This is a genomic window from Streptomyces botrytidirepellens (assembly GCF_003721215.1).
GTDB lineage: Bacteria > Actinomycetota > Actinomycetes > Streptomycetales > Streptomycetaceae > Streptomyces > Streptomyces himastatinicus.
The window spans coordinates 1-17,455 of record NZ_RIBZ01000244.1; the positions used below are offsets into that span (position 1 = coordinate 1).

Sequence of the window (17,455 nt, forward strand, 5' to 3'; positions counted from 1 at the left end):
GGGAGGGGCGCTGGGCATGGGCGGCGCACCCGCGGGCTGGCCGTAGCCGCCGGGGCGCTGCTGCGGTGCCCCGCCGCGGGCCGGAGCCTGCTGGGCGGCCGGGCTCTGGGACTCGCTGGAGGCCAGCGTCCGGCTGCGCACCCGGTACAGGCCGGTGTCGAGGTCGTCGGCCTTCTCCAGGTGGACCTTGACGCCGCCCATGAAGGTGTACCGCTGCTGCTTGGCGTAGTCGCGGACCATGCCGGAGAGCTCGTCGCCGAGCTGCCCGGAGTACGGCGCGAGCCGCTCGTAGTCGCCGGTGCTCAGCTCGACGATGAAGTCGTTGGGGACGACGGTCCGGTCCCGGTTCCAGATGGTCGCGTTGTTGTCGCACTCACGCTGGAGCGCGCCCGCGATCTCGACGGGCTGGACCTCCGACTTGAACACCTTGGCGAAGGTGCCGTTCACGAGACCCTCGAGACGCTGCTCGAAGCGCTTCAGTACTCCCACGGGGCACCTCCTTCCTCAGTCGTGCTCAGTGTCGTCCTGGTACTGCTTACTGATCGTATCCACGCGTCGGGAAATCGGGTGGTTCCCCTTCCTGGCCCTGCGGAGCAGTGTCACCTCTCACAGGATCGTAGAGGTGCCCTCTGGACAGTGTCCCGCAACCGCGACGGAGCCCCTCCGGGCGGGGGCGTCGACAACGAGTGTGAATCCACCCTGCCCAGCGTGCTAGTGTTCTGGATGTCGGAAGGCGCCGCGGGGCGCCGGGCCGGAAGGCCCGGAAAACCAAGCGGTGAACGGAAGACAGCACCCATGCGCGGGTGGCGGAATAGGCAGACGCGCTGGATTCAGGTTCCAGTGCCCGAAAGGGCGTGGGGGTTCAACTCCCCCCTCGCGCACCAGTCGGAGCGGGCCTCTCCGGAGTGACGAAAGTCGCTCGGAGGGGCCCGCTTCGCGTATGTCCGGCTTGCGCCCCACTCGTGCCCGGCTCGCGTCCGGCTCGACTTCGGCTTGATCCACCGCCAGTTCGGCTTGATCCACATCGGTTGGCCGCGGCGCGTCCGGGCGCTCGTCGCGGAGCCGTCCCGGAGCCGGCCTGGAGTCGTCCCTGAGCCGTCCCGGAGTCGTCCCGGATAAACGGAAGCGGGACCTCCCCGGGTGGGGCGGCCCCGCGGTTCCGGGACGGTCCGCGGATCGGTCCGCGACGGCCGCGGGTCAGGCGGCGAAGCGGGCGGCGAGCTCCTTGGCCTTCGAGGCGGCGTCCTCGTGGGCCTTCGCCTTGGAGGCGTCCGACAGCTCGACCAGGTCGGCCATCGCCGGGTTGCTGCGGGCCATGGTGAGCTCCGGCACGACGAACTCGACGTCGAGGTTGAGCGCGTCCTTGAGCGCCTTCTCCAGGTAGGTCGTGACGAACTCGTAGCTCTCCCGCGGCGTGCCCGGGCCGTAGCCGCCGCCCCGGCTGGCGACGACGATCGCCGGGGTGCCCGAGGTGGTGGTCTGCTCGGCACCGGAGGTGCGGCCCATGATGATCACGTGGTCCAGCCACGCCTTGAGGGTCGAGGGGATCGTGAAGTTGTACATCGGGGCGCCTATGAGGACCGCGTCGGCCCGCTCCAGCTCACCGGCCAGGGTGTCGCGCAGCGCGAAGGCGGCCTGCTGCTCGGGGGTGTGGCTCTCGGTGGGGACGAACCCGGCCTGGGCGGCGAGGCCGTCCAGGTGCGGCAGCGGCTCGGCGGCCAGGTCGCGGTAGATGACCGTGCCGTTCGGATGCTGGGCCTCCCATTCCTGTCGGAAGGTGGCGGTCACCGCGCGGGAGGCGGAGGCCTCGCCGGGGAAGACGGACGTGTCGAGGTGAAGAAGCGTGGGCATGGAGGTGCCTCCGTGGACAAGGCGCTCCACTGAGGAGCGGGTGTTTTCTACGTACCTGCAATTGGCACAGTAGCTTACTTTTCTTTAGCACCCAACGAGAACGCAGTATCGTGTATTCCATGGCGGACGGAGGCGGGCGCGAGGTTCACGGCGAGCACGCGTGCAAGCGGGTCGACGACTCGATGACCCGGGTCTTCGAGCTGTTCGGGAAGAGATGGACCGGGCTGATCGTGGCCGTTCTGACCGAGCAGGGGGCGTACTTCGCGGAGTTGCGACGGGCCATCCCGGGGATCAGCGAGCGGATGCTGTCGGACCGGCTCACCGAGCTGTCGACGGCGGGGCTGGTGCTCCGGGAAGTCGACCCCGGGCCTCCGCTGCGGGTGGCCTACCGGCTGACGGAGGCGGGGAAGGCGCTGGAGCCCGCGCTGAAGGAACTCGCGCGGTGGGCCGAGAAGTATCTGCCCGACGGCGGCGGCTGCCCCGAGCAGTTCCGGTCCTGAGCAGGGACTTCACCGGGTTCGCCGGGTCGGTTCACCGGGCTCGCCGGAGTTTTCCACAGGCCTGACGGGACGTGGGCGATCGGGGGTACGGTGCTGGTCGGTCGACGGCGTGAGCGGCTGTCGGACGTGCCGGTGACGTGCGAGAACGAAGCGGGGGCGTGATGGGTGACGGCGCGGGTGTGGGTGGGGCGGCCCGGCGGCTGCCCCAGGTCCCGGGGTTCGCCGCCTGGCGCGGCGAGGGCCCCTCTCCCAAGCAGGAGGGGAAGGCGCTGCGGAAGCGGGTGCCGCGCTCGGCGCACGCCGCGCTGCCGTCGCCCGCTCCCGGGCGGCCGGACGCGGTGGCGGCGGTCGAGCGGTCGAACGCCGGGCGGCTGCCGGAGCTGACGCCGATACGGGTGGGGCGGATGATCGCGACCCCGTTTTCCTTCCTCCGCGGCTCGGCCGGGCTGATGGCGCACGACCTGGCGGGCACCCCGGTCACCGGCGTCGGCGCACAGCTCTGCGGTGACGCGCACGCCGCCAACTTCGGCCTCTACGGGGACGCGCGCGGCGGTTTGATCATTGACCTGAACGACTTCGACGAGACCGTCCACGGTCCGTGGGAGTGGGATGTGAAGCGGCTCGCGGCGTCGCTGGTGCTGGCCGGGCGGGAGGCCGGTGCCGACGAGGACTCCTGCCGGTCGGCGGCCCGTGACGCGGCGGGCGCCTACCGGCGCACCGTGCGGCTGCTGGCCAAGCTGCCGGCTGCCGACGCGTGGAACGCGATCGCGGACGAGGAGCTCGTCTCGCACACCGGCGCCCGGGATCTGGCGGGCACGCTGGAGCGGGTCGCCGAGAAGGCCCGGCGGAACACGAGCGCGCGCTTCGCCGCCAAGGCCACGGAGGCGGTCCCGGGCGACGGGGACTCCTCCGGCCGGCCCGTGGCCCGGCGCTTCGTGGACGCACCGCCGGTGCTGCGGCGGGTGCCGGACGCCGAGGCGGTGGCGGTCGCGACGGCGCTCGGCGACTATCTGGGGACGCTGCCCGAGGACCGGCTGCCGCTGCTCGCCCGGTACGAGGTGCACGACGTGGCGTTCCGGGTCGTGGGCACGGGCAGCGTGGGGACGCGTTCGTATGTGGTGCTGCTGCTCGACCACCGGGGCGAGCCGCTGGTGCTCCAGGTGAAGGAGGCCCGGCCGTCCGCGCTGCTGCCGCATCTGGGGCGGGCCGGCTTCGAGATACCCGACGTCGCCCACGAGGGGCGGCGGGTGGTGCTCGGCCAGAAGCGGATGCAGGTCGTCAGCGACATCCTCCTGGGCTGGACGACGGTGCTCGGGCGGCCGTACCAGGTACGGCAGTTCCGGAACCGCAAGGGGAGCGTCGACCCGGCGGCGCTGGCCGCCGACCAGATGGACGACTACGGGCGGATGACGGGCGCGCTGCTGGCGCGGGCGCATGCGCACAGCGCGGATCCGCGGCTGCTCGCCGGGTACTGCGGCAAGGGGGAGGAGCTGGACGAGGCGATCGCCGATTTCGCGGTGGCGTACGCGGACCGTACGGAGGCCGATCATGCGGAACTGCTGGCCGCGGTGCGTGCCGGGCGGATAGCGGCCGAGCCGGGGGTGTGAGGCTCAGGCACCGGGGGGCGCCCCACGTAGGCTGAGCGGGTGACGAACCGGGAAGCGCAGCAGCAGGCACAGCGGGCGGTGTCCGAGGCGGAGCCCCAGGAGGAATCTCAGGCACCGGCCGAGGCCCAGTCCGAGCAGGCACCGTCCGACCAGGCACCGTCCGAGGAGGCGCGATCCGAGGAAGAGGCGCGGGCCGAAGAAGCGCGGTCCGAGGAGGAGGCGCGGGCCGCCGAACGGCTTGAGCGGGCGGTGCGGGCGGCCGAGCAGGCGCTGATCGAGTTCGAGATCGCGGTGGAGACCTTCCGGGTCGAGGTGGAGAACTTCTCCCGGCTGCACCATCAGCGGCTCGGACCGATGTACTCGCGCCTGGACGAGCTGGACGCGCTGATCGCCGAGGCGGTCGCCGCGCGCACCGGCGATCCGGAGGACCAGCGAAGGGCCCGCGAGGCGCGCGGACTGGTGCAGCCGATGCCCGGCGTGGAGGAGCTGTTCCACGGCTGGATCGACTCGGACGGACTGTCGCCGGAGGCCTCGGCGATGCTCACCGAGCAGCCGGTGCAGCCCCCGCCGCGGGTGCGGCCGAGCGAGGAGGCCCGCCGGATCTACCGCGACCTGGCCCGCAAGGCCCATCCGGACCTGGCCGAGGAGGAGGCCGAGCGGGAGCGGCGCGGTGAGTTCATCGTGCGGGTCAACGCCGCGTACGCGGCCGGGGACGAGGCGGCGCTGCGGAAGCTGGCCGAGGAGTGGGAGGCCGGTCCGCCGCCGCCCGAGCGGCGGGCGAGCCGCAGCGAGGAGCTGTACGCCCGGCTGGAGTGGCTGGCCGAGCGCAAGGAGATGCTGGCCGAGGTCGCCTCCGAGCTGGAGTCGAGCGCGATCGGCGCGATGATCAAGATGGCGCCGGAGGACCCGGACCGGCTGCTGGACGAGATCGCAGAGCAGCTGCTCGCCCAGGTCTCCGAGAAGGAGGCCCGGCTCGCGGAGCTGGTGCGGTAGTAGGTTTTGCCGGGTTGCCGATGTCATGTGAGAGGTGTGTGTGATGCATTTTGCCCAGCTTCCCCAGGTGGAGGCCGCGGCGGTCCCGGCTGATGGCTTTCTGCTGGACGTCCGGGAGGAGGACGAGTGGGCGGCCGGGCACGTCGAGGGCGCCCTTCACATTCCGATGGGTCAGGTCGTCGCCCGGTTCGGTGAGCTGACCGAGTCGGTCGGCGAGGGGCACCGGGTGCATGTGATGTGCCGGGTCGGCGGGCGGTCCGCGCAGGTGACGCAGTATCTGGTCGCCCAGGGGCTGGACGCGGTGAACGTGGACGGCGGGATGCTCGCCTGGGAGGCGGCGGGCCGCCCGATGGTCGGCGGCCGCGAGGGCACGGCCGACGGCGCCTTCGTCCTCTAGAGAGCAGCCTCACGGGAGGGTGTGGGCGGCGAGGAGTTCGCCGAGTTCCTCCTCATGGGCGGCGGCCGGGCCCAGGGACAGCTCCAGCTGTTTGGCCCAGGCGTGATAGCGGTGCAGCGGATAGTCGGTGACCGCGCCGAAGCCGCCGTGCAGATGCTGGGCGGTCTGGACGACCCGGCGTACGCCGTCGGCGGCCCACATCTTGGCGACTGCCACGTCCCCGGCGACCGGCAGCGCCCCGTTCGCCGTTGCCTCCCGGGCTTTCTCGTCCCGGGAGAGGCGCCAGGCGGCCTGCCAGAGCGTGGCTTCCATGGCCCGCAGATCGATGTACCGGTCGGCGGTCTGGACGGCGACCGCCTGGAACGTGGCGAGCGGATGGCCGAACTGCTCCCGCGTGGACGTGTACGAGCTGGTCAGGTCGAGCACCGCCGTGCCGACGCCCAGCGCCAGCGCACAGGTGCCGGTGGTGAGCAGCGCGCGCAGCCAGGCCCAGGCGCCGTCCGCGTCCAGCACCTCATGGGCGGCCGCCCGCACGCCGTCCAGCCGGACCTCGGCCAGCCGCTCGCCGCTGGTGGACACCTGGTCGTCCAGGCCGATGCCCGCCCGGTCGCGAGGGACGAGGGCGAGGAGTGCCGGTCCCGCGCCGGGGTGGGCCGGGATCAGCAGGTGATCGGCGTCGGCGGCCCAGGGGACGGCGGTCTGCACACCGTCCAGCACCCAGTCAGTGCCGTCCCGGCGGGCCTGGACGGCGAGTTCGGCCCGGCCGTGGCCGGTGCGTCCGGCGGTGGCCACGGTGAGCACGAGGTCGCCGCGGGCGGCCCGGGGCAGCACGGCGGCGCACAGCTCGGGTGCGCCGTACCGCTGCACGGCGAGGGCGGCCGCGGCGGTCTCCAGCAGGGGCACCCGGGCCAGCACCTTCGCGGACTCGCGCAGCACCAGGCACAGCGCGAGCGGGTCGAGCCCGGAGCCGCCGTGGCGCGGGTCGAGGGTCAGCCCGAGCAGATCGGCGTCGGCGAGTCTGCGCCACAGCGCCCGGTCGATGTCGTCGGCGACGGCGCCGGGGGTGAGGGCGGGGCTGGGCACGCCGTCCGGTGTGGTGGAGGAGAAGACGGCCTTCGCCGCCTCGACGGCTGCCTGTTGCTCCTCGGTGAAGGTGAAGTCCACTGTCCGTCCTCCCGCGCCGTTGAGCTTCCCTGACGGCCCGTCAAGATAGAACAGGTTCTACAAGAAGGGAACGCCTACAAGAAGGGGAACGCCCCGAACGCCCGCGCCGCGCCACCTCACCCCCGCCGTTCCACTTCGCCGGGGGCGGACGGCCTGTCAGCGGTCGAAGTCCAGCTCCACCCGCTCGCCGACCGGATGGGACTGGCAGGACAGCACATAGCCCGCCTCCACCTCGTCCGGCTCCAGCGCGAAGTTCCGGTCCATCCGCACCTCCCCGGAGACCAGGAACGCCCGGCAGGTCCCGCACACCCCGCCCTTGCAGGCGTACGGCGCGTCGGCGCGATTGCGCAGCACGGTCTCCAGGAGCGGTTCCCCGTCCCGCACGGGCCAGCTGCCCGACCGGCCGTCCAGGGTCGCCGTCACCGTGCTGTGCGAGGGCGCGGCGGCCGGGCGGGGTGCGGGGGAGACGCCCTCGCCGGGCTCCGCCGCCACATGGAAGATCTCCTGATGGACCCGGCCGCGGGGCACCCCGAGCCCGCGCAGCGCCCGCTCGGCGGCCCGCACCAGCCCGTACGGACCGCACAGGAACCAGCCGTCCACCGAGCGCACCGGCAGCAGCGAGGGCAGCAGCCCGGTCAGTCGCTCCTCGTCCAGCCGCCCGGACACCAGCCCGGTCTGCTGCTCCTCCCGGGAGAGGGCGCACACCAGCTGGAACCGGTCGGGCCAGCGGTCCTTGAGGTCGGCGATCTCCTCCAGGAACATCGTGGAGGCGGCGGTGCGGTCGCTGCGGATCAGACAGAAGCGGGCCTCGGGTTGCCGCTCCAGCAGGGTGGCGGCGATGGACAGCACGGGGGTGATGCCGCTGCCGCCGACGACCGCGGCGAAGTGGCCGGGGCGGGGGTCGAGCACGAACCGGCCCGCCGGGGCCATCACCTCCACCACCTCCCCGACCGCCAGTTCCTTGAGGGCGTACGTGGAGAACGCGCCGCCCTCCACCAGCCGCACCCCGACCCGCAGCAGCTCGGGCCCCTCCGGGCCCGGGGCCGGGGTGCAGATCGAGTACGTACGCCGGATCTCCGCGCCGTCCGTGAACCGCCGCACCGCGATGTGCTGTCCGGGGACGAAGCGGAACGTCTCGCGCAGCGCGGGCGGCACCCGGAGGGTGACGGCCACCGCGTCGTCGGCGAGCGGGTCGACGGCCGCCACCCGCAGCGGATGGAACGCGCCGTGGTGGGGCGCGGCGACGGGCACCGCTTCCGCGGCCATCACAACTCCTTGAAATGGTCGAACGGTTCGCGGCAGGTCTCGCAGCGGCGCAGCGCCTTGCAGGCGGTGGAGGAGAAGCGGCTGAGCAGCGTGGTCTCGGTCGAGCCGCAGTGCGGACAGCGCACCGTCAGCTCGACGGGGACCGGACCGCCCGCCGCGGCCCGCCGCGGCGCGGGCGGCGCTATGCCGGACTCCGCGAGCTTGCGGCGACCCTCGGCGCTGATCGCGTCCGTCGTCCAGGGCGGCGCGAGCACGGTGCGGACCTCGACCTCGGCCATGCCCCGGTCGTGCAGCACCCGCTCGATGTCGGCGGCCATCGTCTCCACCGCGGGACAGCCGGTGTAGGTGGGGGTCAGCTCGACCTCGACCCGGCCCGGTGCCAGGACCCGCAGCCCCCGCAGCACTCCCAGCTCGGCCAGGGACACCATCGGCAGCTCCGGGTCCGGCACGGATCCGGCCAGCCGCCGCAGCTCCTCTTCGAGCGCGGTGGGGGCGTGGGGCGCGGGCGTCACCATGCCGCCCCCGGGTGGCTGCGGTGCAGATGCTGCATCTGCGCGAGCATCGGGCCGAACGGCTCGGTGTGGATGCCCTGGCGACCGGCCCCGGCCGCCCAGGCGCCGCGCCGCGGCCCCTCGGGCAGGCTCAGGGTGGCGCGGGTGAGGACGGCCGTGACCCGCTCCAGCCATGCGTCGTGCAGCGCGGACCACTCCACCCCGCACCCCTCGACCGGCTCGAACAGCTCGCCGGTGAACCGCCACAGCGCGTCCAGTCCGCGGCGCATCCGCTGATGGCTCTCCTCCGTGCCGTCGCCGAGCCGCAGCGTCCATTGCTCGGCGTGGTCGCGGTGGTAGGCGACTTCCTTGACCGCCTTGGCGGCCAGCGGTGCGAAGGGGCCGTCGCCGCGCGCCAGCTCCTCGTACAACAGCTCCTGGTAGGTGGAGAAGTAGAGCTGGCGGGCGATGGTGTGGGCGAAGTCCCCGTTCGGCTGCTCGACCAGCTGGACGTTGCGGAACGCCCGCTCCTCGCGCAGATACGCCAGCTCGTCCTCGTCGCCGACGAGGGAGAGCAGCACCCGGGCCTGGCCGAGCAGGTCGAGGGCGATGTTGGCGAGCGCGACCTCCTCCTCCAGCACGGGGGCGTGGCCCGCCCACTCCCCCAGCCGGTGGGAGAGCACCAGCGCGTCGTCGCCCAGGGCGAGGGCCGCGGTCACAGGTGCCGCACCCCCTCCGGGATCTCGTAGAACGTGGGGTGCCGGTAGGGCTTGTCCGCGGCGGGCTCGAAGAACGGGTCCTTCTCGTCCGGCGAGGAGGCGGTGATCGAGGCGGAGGGCACCACCCAGATCGAGACGCCCTCCGAGCGGCGGGTGTACAGATCGCGCGCGTTCCGCAGTGCCATCTCCGCGTCCGGGGCGTGCAGGGATCCCGCATGGGTGTGCGCGAGACCGCGCCTGCCGCGGACGAACACCTCCCACAGCGGCCATGCGCCGTTTCCGTCGCCGCTCATGCCCGTGCCTCCCCGTGCTTGGCCGCGTACGCCGCGGCCGCCTCGCGCACCCAGGCGCCTTCCTCGTGGGCCCGGCGGCGCTGGGAGATCCGCTGGGCGTTGCACGGCCCGTTTCCCCGCAGCACCTCGCCGAACTCGTCCCAGTCGATCGGGCCGAAGTCGTGGTGTCCCCGCTCCTCGTTCCACCGCAGATCGGGGTCGGGGAGGGTCAGGCCGAGGGACGCGGCCTGGGGGACGCAGATGTCGACGAAGCGCTGGCGCAGCTCGTCGTTGGAGTGGCGCTTGATCTTCCAGGCCATCGACTGGGCGGAGTGCGCCGACGCGTCGTCGGGCGGGCCGAACATCATCAGCGACGGCCACCACCAGCGGTCCACCGCGTCCTGGGCCATGGCGTGCTGGGCCTCGGAGCCCCGGCTGAGGGCCAGCAGCAGCTCGTACCCCTGGCGCTGGTGGAAGGACTCCTCCTTGCAGATGCGGACCATCGCCCGGGCATACGGCCCGTAGGAGCAGCGGCACAGCGGGACCTGGTTGGTGATCGCCGCGCCGTCCACCAGCCAGCCGATGGCGCCCACGTCGGCCCAGGTCAGCGTCGGGTAGTTGAAGATCGACGAGTATTTCTGGCGGCCCGAGTGGAGCTTGTCGAGCAGCTCGTCCCGGCTGGTGCCCAGGGTTTCCGCCGCGCTGTACAGATACAGGCCGTGGCCCGCCTCGTCCTGGACCTTCGCCATCAGGATCGCCTTGCGCCGCAGCGAGGGGGCGCGGCTGATCCAGTTGGCCTCGGGCTGCATGCCGATGATCTCGGAGTGGGCGTGCTGGGCGATCTGCCGGACCAGGGAGGCCCGGTAGTCGTCGGGCATCCAGTCCCGCGGCTCGATGCGCTCGTCCGCGGCCAGGGCGGCGTCGAACACCGCCTCGTACGCCCCCGCCCCGGCATCCGCCGCCGTCGTCGTCATGCGAAGCCCCTTCGCCGTCCGTCCCCGCCGTCCGTCCCGACGACCAGCCCGGCAACCAACCGACCGACCGATCGTTCGGTTCAATGGTGTGCCGGAGGAACGTAGGGTGTCAAGCCTGTGGATAACGCTGAGGGTGCTGTGCCGTACGGGCCGCATCGGTAGCGTGCGGGCGTAGGGACACCCACCGGGGGGCCGTGGGCGCGCAGCCGTCCGGGCCGGGTGCGCAGACCTGGACCATCGGGAGTGGGGCGGGGCATGGCGGTTACGGAGCCGGGTGAGCCGGATGCGTCGGACGACGAGGCGGCGGAACGGCTCGCCGCGCTCTCCCTGCCGTCACAGCTGATCGTCGCGGTGGCGGTCGCCGCCGTCGCGGTCGCCGCGGCCCTTCACCTGGGGATGGCGTTCCTGAGCGTCGCGCCGCCCAACACGATCAGCAAGCGGCACGGCGCGACGATGGACGACTACACCTACCCCGAGTTCGAGCGGAACTGGAAGCTCTTCGCGCCCAATCCCCTCCAGCAGGACATCGCCATCCAGGCCCGGGCCGAGATCCGCACCCCCGAGGGCGGCCTCGCGACCACCGACTGGACCAACCTCTCCGCCCAGGACGGCGCCGCCATCCACCACAACCCGCTGCCCAGCCACACCCAGCAGAACGAACTGCGCCGCGCCTGGGAGTTCTACCTCGGCTCGCACGACGCGCAGGAACGGCCGAACGGCACCCGCGGCAGCCTCTCCGCGCAGTACATACGCCGGATCGTCATGCTCCGCCTCGGCCCGGAGACGGACGGCGGCACGGTGCAGCGCGTCCAGGTGCGGTCCGCGACCAGGCAGCTCGCCGCACCGCCGTGGAGCGACGAGAAGACCGACACCAAGACGTTCTACCGGACCCTGCCCTGGTGGACGGCGACCGCGGCCGACCTTCCCGAGGGGGCGCGCCGGTGACGATATCCGCTGTCCAGACCGCCCTGGTGCGGGTCCAGGCCGCCATGGCGCGCGGCCACGCCCGCGTCACCGGATCCGCGCTCGGCCCCTACCAGACGGCCGTGGTGCGCATCGGCTTCTCCTTCACCTGGCTGCTCTTCCTGCTCCGCGAATGGCCCCACCGCCGCGAGCTGTACGGCCCCGACGGTCCCTGGAGCTGGGACATGGCCCGTCAGCTGATCGACGGCAACCGGGCCTTCACCACGCTCATGTGGTCCGACAGCGACCTGTGGTTCGAGACCGTCTACGCCCTCGCCCTCGTCTCGGCCCTGCTGCTCCTGCTCGGCTGGCGCACCCGCACCATGTCCGTGCTGTTCATGCTCGGCGTGCTGTCGCTCCAGAACCGCTCCATCTTCCTCGGCGACGGCGGCGACAACCTCATCCACCTGATGTCGCTCTACCTGGTGCTCACCCGGTGCGGCCAGGTCTGGTCGCTCGACGCCCGCCGCGCCGCCCGCCGCCCGGACGGGCAGGAGCCGCTGCGCGATACGACCGGAATCGTGCTGTGGACCGTCCTGGGACTCGCCCTGGCCTGGGCCCAGCTGTTCACCGACGCCGGGCTGTCCCCGATCGCCGACGGCCCGCTCCCCGGACTGGGCTGGGCCACGGTCCTGTGGGGGCTGTGGCTGGTCCAGGGCGGCTGGTGGCTCGCGCGCCGTTACGCACCGGGGGAGCCGCGCACCGTCCTGGACATGCTCGCCAACCTCGCGCACAACGGCGCCCTCGTGGTGATCATGGGCGAGGTCTGCCTGCTCTACGCCTCCGCCGGTTGGTACAAGGTCCAGGGATCGCGCTGGCAGGACGGCACCGCCCTCTACTACCCGCTGCACCTGGACTACTTCTCGCCCTGGCCGTCCCTGGCCGACGCGCTCGCGAGCAGCGGCACCCTGGTGATGCTGCTGACCTACGGCACGGTCATCGTCCAGGTCGCCTTCCCCTTCACCCTGCTGAACCGCCGGGCTAAGAACGCCATGCTGGTGCTGCTGATGCTGGAGCACGTCGGCATCGCCGTCGCGCTCGGCCTGCCCTTCTTCTCGCTCGCCGCCATCGCCGCGGACGCGGTCTTCCTGCCCACCGCCTTCCTGCTCTGGACCGGCCGGAAGGCGACCCGGGCCCGCGACCGGCTGGCCGCGCGCGCCGTCCGCCTGCCACGTCAGCGGACGGGGGAGCACGACGAGCAGCCGGACGACGAGAAGCCCGCCCCCACGCTCACCGGCTGAACGGCCCCGGCCCGCGCCGGTGCGTCGGCCGTCCGCGTCAGCCGTCGAGGACGGCCAGCTCCAGCCCGCGGAGCCGGGCCGGGTCGGCGATCACCTCGTACGCCGCGATCCGCCCGTCCTCGACCGTGAACGTGAGGGCGATCAGCAGCCGCCCGTGGGGCGCCACGACCACGCCCACCGCCCCGTTCACCAGCGCCGGTGCGGCGAACCGCGCCCGGCGCCCGAGCACGGTGGTCTCCTCGGCGACCGCGCGCGCACCACGGGACGTCGTCGGGACGCCCGGCGGGAGGGCCGCCCGGTCGGCGCGGCGTACGACGTCCGGGGCGAGCACCGCCAGCAGCGCCTCCAGGTCGCCGTCGCGCGCGGCGGCGAGGAAGGCGTCCACGACCCGGCGCTGCGAGGCGAGCCCGGCGGGGGAGACTGCGGGCGTGCCGCGCACCTTGTGCCGGGCGCGGCTGGCGAGCTTCTTCGCCGTCGCCGGGGAGCGCTCCACGACGGGGGCGATCTGGTCGAACGGCACGGCGAAGGCGTCGTGCAGGACGAAGGCGATCCGTTCGGCGGGGGCGAGCGTGTCCAGCACCACGAGCAGCGCGCGGCCGACAGAGTCGATCAGCACCGCTTCGTCCTCGGGGTCGCCCCCGCCGCCCGCACCGCCGTCGTCCCGGACCTGGTGGGCGTGCTGCCGCTCGATCGGCTCCTCGCGGCGGGCGGAGCGCGAGCGCAGCATGTCCAGGCACAGCCGGGAGACGACCGTGTGCAGCCAGGCTGGCAGGTTCTCGACCCGGTCGGCGTCGCTGCGGCTGAGCCGTAGCCAGGTCTCCTGGACGGCGTCGTCCGCCTCGCTGAGCGAGCCGAGCAGCCGGTAGGCGACCGCCCGCAGATGGCTGCGATGGGCCTCGAACCGTTCCGCCAGCCGGTCCTGCTCGTCCATGGGTCACCTTTCGCCTCCGTGCACCGTCACCGGGATGACGTGCGAAACGGGCCTGAGGTGACCGTATGCCGCCGACCGTCCGCCCCGTGCCCGCGTCGCACGACACACGGCAGGAAGCCGGACAGCCAGGAAGCCATGAAGAGGGAGACAGGCCATGTACACCGCCGAGACCACCGACACCGCCGACACCGCCGCCGCCACCGCCGACACTGCCGACGCCGCCGGCGCGACAGCCCTGGGACAGCCGCTGCTGAGCCCGGCGGACCTCGGCGCGTTCCGGCTGCCCAACCGGGTGGTGATGGCACCGGTCACCCGCGCCCGCGCCGCCGGTGACGGGCTGGTGCCGACCGCGATGCACGCCGCGTACTACGGCCAGCGGGCCAGTGCCGGGCTGATCATCGCCGAGGGCACCTGGGTCGGCGAGCAGGCGATCGGCTTCGTCAACGTGCCCGGTATCTACACCGAGGAGCAGGTGGCCGCCTGGCGGAGGGTCACCGGCGTCGTGCACGCGCTCGGCGGCCGCATCGTGCTCCAGCTGTGGCACACCGGTGCCGCCTCGCACCCCGACCACCTGGGCGGACGGCGGCCTGCCGGGCCTTCGGCGATCAATCCCCGGACGCGGTCCTTCACCTCCGGTGGGTTCAAGGAGACCGTCACGCCCCGGGCCATGACCGCGGCCGATATCGCCGCCACGGTCGCCGACTTCGGTGCCGCCTCGGAGAACGCCCGGCGGGCCGGGTTCGACGGGGTCGAGATCGGTGGCCTCGGCTCGTTCCTGATCGCGCAGTTCCTCAATCCGCGGCTGAACCACCGCACGGATGCCTACGGCGGCGACCGCGCGGCCCGGCGGCGGCTGCTGCTGGAGATCGTCGACGCGGCCGCTGTGCCCTGGGGAGGACGGGGGGTCGGGGTCCGGCTGGGGCCGTACTGGACGGACGGAGAGCTGTTCCGGGCGGACGAGGAGACGCTCGCCGACTACGACGCGCTCGTATCGGCGCTGAACGACCACCCCGTGGCCTATCTGCATCTGCGCGGACGGGACCTCGCCGCACCGGGCGAGGCGCCGGATGCCGGGGAGATCGCCCGGTACCGGCGGCGGTTCGACGGCCCGCTGATCGCCAACAACGGCTACGACCGCGCCTCGGCGAACGCCCTCATCGCCTCGGGGAACGCCGATGCCGTCTCCTTCGCCACCCACTTCATCGCCAATCCGGATCTGGTCACCCGGTTCGCCATGGGCCGCGAGCTGGCGGCCGGTGACCGCGCCACGTACTACACCGGCGGGGCCGACGGCTATGTCGACTACCCCATCAGCGACTGGCGGGACGGCCTCGGATAGCGACCCCGGACGGCGGCCCGGGGCCGGGGCCCGGACCGCCGGTGGACCCGCCTGGTCAGGGCCTTGGCCCCCGTACGCTGAGGGGATGACTGCGGACCAGGCCACGCTCGCCGAGCGGCAGTGGCGCGAGACGGCCCCCGAGACCGTGCTGCTCGACGGCTTCCATGCGCTGAAGCATGCGCTCCGCTTCGGTGCCGAGGTGCGGGTCGCGGTCACCAGCGACAAGGCCGCCGCGGTGGAGCTGGCGGCGGAGCTGGCCAGTGATCTCACCGAGGTGATCACGGATCTCCTGGTGGAGGTGCCGGACCAGACCCTGCGCGCTCTCGTCCCCCGGGTGCACCCCACCCGCGTCGCCGCGCTGGCGGTCAGGCGCGGGCGGCAGGGGAATCTGGACGCCCTGGCGCGGCAGCCGAGGCCCGCACCGGTCGTCGTCCTGGACAACCCCCGCAACCTCGGGAACGTCGGTGCCGTGGTCCGGCTCGCCGCCGGGTTCGGGGCCGCGGGGGTGGTCACCACCGGGGACATCGACCCCTGGCACCCGAACGCCGTGCGCTCGGGTGCGGGTCTCCACTTCGCCACCGCGGTCGAACGGCTGCCGTCCGACGCCCTCCCACCGGGGCCGCTGTACGCCCTGGACGCGGAGGGGGAGGACATCCGGTCCCTGGCCATCCCCGATGACGCCCTTCTGGCGTTCGGCTCCGAGCGGCACGGGCTCTCGCCCGAGCTGCGCAAGCGGGCCACCCGGCTGGTGGCCCTCCCCATGCGGCCCCAGGTGTCCAGCTACAACCTGGCCACCAGCGTGGCCATGGCCCTGTTCCACTGGGGAGGACCTCCCGCGCACCCGCAGGACACGGACTAGGCCGGGCGCCGCACCTCCACCACGCGGAAGCGGCTCGCCACGAACGCCCCGTCGCACAGCGCGGCGTTGGCCGACGGGTTGCCGCCCGTGCCGTGGAAGTCCGAGAAGGCCGCGGTCTGGTTCACATACACCCCGCTGGTCAGGTTCAGCGACAGCTGGGCGCACTCCTCCAGACACGCCTCCTCGATCAGCCGCTCCACCTCGGGCGACGTCGTGTACGCACCGACCGTCATCGCGCCCTTGTCCCGGGTGGTGCGACGGAGCAGGGCGACCGCGTCCGCCGCCGAGTCGACGGCGACGGCGAAGGACACCGGGCCGAAGCATTCGGAGAGATAGGGCGCGTCCGCGTCCGCCCCCTCCCAGAACTTCCGCGCCCCGTCGGCCTTCACGACCAGCGGCGTACGCACCGTGGCGTCGGGGAAGTCGGGGTGGGTCACGGCGCGGGAGGCGAGCGCGACGCCGCCGAGCCCGGGCGCGGCCTCCAGCCGCTCCCGCACCCGCGGGCCCACGATCGCGCCGAGCAGCGCGCTCGCCCGCGCGTCGTCGCCCAGCAGCCCGTCGACCGCCGCCGCCAGGTCGGCGACCACCTCGTCGTACGACTTGGGACCGGCGTCGGTGGCGATGCCCCCGCGGGGGATCAGCAGGTTCTGCGGGGTGGTGCACATCTGGCCGCTGTAGAGGGACAGGGAGAAGGCCAGATTGGCCAGCATGCCCTNGGGGGATCAGCAGGTTCTGCGGGGTGGTGCACATCTGGCCGCTGTAGAGGGACAGGGAGAAGGCCAGATTGGCCAGCATGCCCTTGTAGTCGTCGGTGGAGTCGATGACGACCGTGTTGACCCCGGCCTTCTCCGTGAAGACCTGGGCCTGCCGGGCATGGGTCTCCAGCCAGTCACCGAAGGCGGTCGAGCCCGTGTAGTCGATGATGCGGATCTCGGGGCGCACGGCGAGGACCTTGGCGATGCCCTCGTCCGTCCGCTCGGCCGCCAGCGCCACCAGGTTGGGGTCGAAGCCCGCTTCCCGCAGCACATCGCGCGCCGTCTGCACGGTCAGCGCGAGCGGCAGCACCGCCTGCGGATGCGGCTTGACCAGCACCGGGTTGCCGGTGGCGAGCGAGGCGAACAGGCCCGGGTAGCCGTTCCACGTGGGGAAGGTGTTGCAGCCGATCAGCAGCGCGATGCCCCGCGGGACGGCGGTGAAGGTCTTGCGCAGCTCCAGCGGATCGCGCTTGCCCTGCGGCTTGGACCAGTCCGCGGCTCCCGGTGTGCGCGTCTGCTCCGCGAACGCGTACGCCACCGCCTCCAGACCGCGGTCCTGGGCGTGCGGGCCGCCCGCCTGGAACGCCATCATGTAGGCCTGTCCGCTGGTGTGCATCACCGCCTGCGCGAACTCGTGCGAGCGGGCACTGATCCGGGCCAGGATCTCCAGGCAGACCACGGCCCGCGCCTCGGGCCCGGCGTCCCGCCAGGCGGGCATCCCCGCCCGCATCGCGGGCAGCAGCACGTCGATATCCGGGTGCGGATACTGCATGCCCATCTCGGCCCCGTACGGCGAGACCTCGGAGCCCGTCCAGCTGTCGGTGCCCGGCTGGTCCAGCTCCAGGCGCGTGCCGCGCAGCGCCTCGAAGGCGGCCTGGCCCTCGGCGACGCTCAGGCTGGGCCGCCCGCCCTGGCCCTCCCCGCCGTACGCCTTCGGGTGCTCGGGGTGCGGGGACCAATAGGCGCGGGTACGGATCGCCTCCAGGGCCTGGTCGAGGGTGGGACGGTGCGTCTTCGTCAACTGGTCTGTGGTGAGTCCGGCGGTCACGGCTGACCAACTCCTCGTCGAGCTGGGATTGAGCTGGGCTGGAAGTGGCGACAGAGTTAGATTAACCGAACGATCGGTCGGGACA

17 protein-coding genes, 1 tRNA gene and 1 pseudogene are annotated in these 17,455 nt (G+C 72.9%); 9 read left to right on the plus strand and 10 right to left on the minus strand.

Going from position 1 to position 17,455, the window contains the following annotated elements; all coding sequences use genetic code 11:
• A partial coding sequence (locus tag EEJ42_RS19120; RefSeq protein WP_123101133.1) for a DUF3662 domain-containing protein occupies positions 1-489 on the minus strand: 489 nt, incomplete at its 3' end.
• Positions 490-797: 308 nt separating this feature from the next.
• On the opposite strand from EEJ42_RS19120, the gene EEJ42_RS19125 reads away from it, so the two are divergent.
• Positions 798-884, plus strand: a tRNA-Leu gene (locus EEJ42_RS19125).
• A gap of 313 nt (positions 885-1,197) precedes the next feature.
• Here EEJ42_RS19125 and EEJ42_RS19130 read toward each other — a convergent pair.
• A complete protein-coding gene (locus EEJ42_RS19130) occupies positions 1,198-1,851 on the minus strand; it encodes an FMN-dependent NADH-azoreductase (RefSeq protein WP_123101135.1) in 654 nt (217 codons plus the stop codon).
• 119 nt (positions 1,852-1,970) lie between these two features.
• On the opposite strand from EEJ42_RS19130, the gene EEJ42_RS19135 reads away from it, so the two are divergent.
• The 4 genes from EEJ42_RS19135 to EEJ42_RS19150 all read left to right on the plus strand — a co-directional run bounded on the left by EEJ42_RS19135 (position 1,971) and on the right by EEJ42_RS19150 (position 5,348).
• Positions 1,971-2,351, plus strand: coding sequence for a winged helix-turn-helix transcriptional regulator (locus EEJ42_RS19135; RefSeq protein WP_123101137.1), 381 nt, complete (start codon positions 1,971-1,973; stop codon positions 2,349-2,351).
• Positions 2,352-2,512: 161 nt separating this feature from the next.
• Positions 2,513-3,958, plus strand: coding sequence for a DUF2252 domain-containing protein (locus tag EEJ42_RS19140; RefSeq protein WP_123101139.1), 1,446 nt, complete (start codon positions 2,513-2,515; stop codon positions 3,956-3,958).
• Between the two features lie 39 nt (positions 3,959-3,997).
• On the plus strand, positions 3,998-4,951 hold the full coding sequence (locus EEJ42_RS19145; protein WP_246096930.1) for a hypothetical protein: 954 nt from the start codon (positions 3,998-4,000) through the stop codon (positions 4,949-4,951).
• A gap of 43 nt (positions 4,952-4,994) precedes the next feature.
• Entirely contained in the window at positions 4,995-5,348 is a 354-nt protein-coding gene (locus EEJ42_RS19150; RefSeq protein ID WP_123101141.1) for a rhodanese-like domain-containing protein, read from the plus strand.
• A gap of 9 nt (positions 5,349-5,357) precedes the next feature.
• Here EEJ42_RS19150 and EEJ42_RS19155 read toward each other — a convergent pair whose 3' ends face one another.
• The 6 genes from EEJ42_RS19155 to paaA all read right to left on the minus strand — a co-directional run bounded on the left by EEJ42_RS19155 (position 5,358) and on the right by paaA (position 10,234).
• Entirely contained in the window at positions 5,358-6,512 is a 1,155-nt protein-coding gene (locus EEJ42_RS19155; protein WP_123101143.1) for an acyl-CoA dehydrogenase family protein, read from the minus strand.
• 156 nt (positions 6,513-6,668) lie between these two features.
• Positions 6,669-7,778, minus strand: coding sequence for a 2Fe-2S iron-sulfur cluster-binding protein (locus EEJ42_RS19160; RefSeq protein WP_123101145.1), 1,110 nt, complete (start codon positions 7,776-7,778; stop codon positions 6,669-6,671).
• Positions 7,778-8,293 carry a 1,2-phenylacetyl-CoA epoxidase subunit PaaD gene (gene paaD, locus EEJ42_RS19165; RefSeq protein ID WP_123101147.1) on the minus strand — a complete coding sequence of 172 codons (516 nt, stop codon included), beginning with the start codon at positions 8,291-8,293 and terminating at the stop codon, positions 7,778-7,780. The genes EEJ42_RS19160 and paaD overlap by 1 nt, the downstream gene beginning before the upstream one ends.
• Positions 8,287-8,988 (minus strand): 1,2-phenylacetyl-CoA epoxidase subunit PaaC, encoded by a 702-nt coding sequence (paaC, locus tag EEJ42_RS19170; protein ID WP_123101149.1) that lies wholly within the window; start codon positions 8,986-8,988, stop codon positions 8,287-8,289. Before paaC ends, paaD begins: the two co-directional genes overlap by 7 nt.
• Positions 8,985-9,281, minus strand: coding sequence for a 1,2-phenylacetyl-CoA epoxidase subunit PaaB (gene paaB, locus EEJ42_RS19175; protein WP_123101151.1), 297 nt, complete (start codon positions 9,279-9,281; stop codon positions 8,985-8,987). Before paaB ends, paaC begins: the two co-directional genes overlap by 4 nt.
• On the minus strand, positions 9,278-10,234 hold the full coding sequence (gene paaA, locus EEJ42_RS19180) for a 1,2-phenylacetyl-CoA epoxidase subunit PaaA (RefSeq protein WP_123101153.1): 957 nt from the start codon (positions 10,232-10,234) through the stop codon (positions 9,278-9,280). Before paaA ends, paaB begins: the two co-directional genes overlap by 4 nt.
• A gap of 255 nt (positions 10,235-10,489) precedes the next feature.
• Here paaA and EEJ42_RS19185 point away from each other — a divergent pair, with 255 nt between their 5' ends.
• The gene (locus EEJ42_RS19185; RefSeq protein ID WP_246096932.1) at positions 10,490-11,179 is read left to right on the plus strand and encodes a DUF5819 family protein; all 690 of its coding nucleotides are present in this window, start codon (positions 10,490-10,492) and stop codon (positions 11,177-11,179) included.
• 44 nt (positions 11,180-11,223) lie between these two features.
• A complete protein-coding gene (locus EEJ42_RS19190; RefSeq protein ID WP_123101186.1) occupies positions 11,224-12,438 on the plus strand; it encodes an HTTM domain-containing protein in 1,215 nt (404 codons plus the stop codon).
• Positions 12,439-12,475: 37 nt separating this feature from the next.
• Here EEJ42_RS19190 and EEJ42_RS19195 read toward each other — a convergent pair whose 3' ends face one another.
• Entirely contained in the window at positions 12,476-13,369 is an 894-nt protein-coding gene (locus EEJ42_RS19195) for a sigma-70 family RNA polymerase sigma factor (RefSeq protein WP_123101157.1), read from the minus strand.
• A 154-nt stretch (positions 13,370-13,523) separates the two neighbouring features.
• Here EEJ42_RS19195 and EEJ42_RS19200 point away from each other — a divergent pair, with 154 nt between their 5' ends.
• Complete coding sequence (locus EEJ42_RS19200) at positions 13,524-14,708, plus strand: alkene reductase (protein ID WP_123101159.1); 1,185 nt, start codon at positions 13,524-13,526, stop codon at positions 14,706-14,708.
• Between the two features lie 85 nt (positions 14,709-14,793).
• Positions 14,794-15,567, plus strand: a complete 774-nt coding sequence (locus EEJ42_RS19205) for a TrmH family RNA methyltransferase (protein ID WP_123101161.1) — start codon at positions 14,794-14,796, stop codon at positions 15,565-15,567.
• On the opposite strand, the pseudogene paaN reads toward EEJ42_RS19205, so the two are convergent.
• Positions 15,564-17,370: pseudogene (paaN, locus tag EEJ42_RS52935) on the minus strand (phenylacetic acid degradation protein PaaN). The gene EEJ42_RS19205 and the pseudogene paaN sit on opposite strands and share 4 nt — an antisense overlap.
• Positions 17,371-17,455: the final 85 nt, after the last annotated feature.

What these genes read in the sequence shown, in the direction of transcription:
- EEJ42_RS19195 (WP_123101157.1), bottom strand. Translation starts at nt 13,369, where the DNA reads ATGGACGAGCAGGACCGGCTGGCGGAACGGTTCGAGGCCCATCGCAGC.
- EEJ42_RS19135 (WP_123101137.1), top strand. Translation starts at nt 1,971, where the DNA reads ATGGCGGACGGAGGCGGGCGCGAGGTTCACGGCGAGCACGCGTGCAAG.
- EEJ42_RS19150 (WP_123101141.1), top strand. Translation starts at nt 4,995, where the DNA reads ATGCATTTTGCCCAGCTTCCCCAGGTGGAGGCCGCGGCGGTCCCGGCT.
- EEJ42_RS19185 (WP_246096932.1), top strand. Translation starts at nt 10,490, where the DNA reads ATGGCGGTTACGGAGCCGGGTGAGCCGGATGCGTCGGACGACGAGGCG.
- EEJ42_RS19200 (WP_123101159.1), top strand. Translation starts at nt 13,524, where the DNA reads ATGTACACCGCCGAGACCACCGACACCGCCGACACCGCCGCCGCCACC.
- paaB (WP_123101151.1), bottom strand. Translation starts at nt 9,281, where the DNA reads ATGAGCGGCGACGGAAACGGCGCATGGCCGCTGTGGGAGGTGTTCGTC.
- EEJ42_RS19190 (WP_123101186.1), top strand. Translation starts at nt 11,224, where the DNA reads ATGGCGCGCGGCCACGCCCGCGTCACCGGATCCGCGCTCGGCCCCTAC.
- EEJ42_RS19160 (WP_123101145.1), bottom strand. Translation starts at nt 7,778, where the DNA reads ATGGCCGCGGAAGCGGTGCCCGTCGCCGCGCCCCACCACGGCGCGTTC.
- EEJ42_RS19205 (WP_123101161.1), top strand. Translation starts at nt 14,794, where the DNA reads ATGACTGCGGACCAGGCCACGCTCGCCGAGCGGCAGTGGCGCGAGACG.
- EEJ42_RS19140 (WP_123101139.1), top strand. Translation starts at nt 2,513, where the DNA reads ATGGGTGACGGCGCGGGTGTGGGTGGGGCGGCCCGGCGGCTGCCCCAG.
- paaA (WP_123101153.1), bottom strand. Translation starts at nt 10,234, where the DNA reads ATGACGACGACGGCGGCGGATGCCGGGGCGGGGGCGTACGAGGCGGTG.
- EEJ42_RS19130 (WP_123101135.1), bottom strand. Translation starts at nt 1,851, where the DNA reads ATGCCCACGCTTCTTCACCTCGACACGTCCGTCTTCCCCGGCGAGGCC.
- paaD (WP_123101147.1), bottom strand. Translation starts at nt 8,293, where the DNA reads ATGGTGACGCCCGCGCCCCACGCCCCCACCGCGCTCGAAGAGGAGCTG.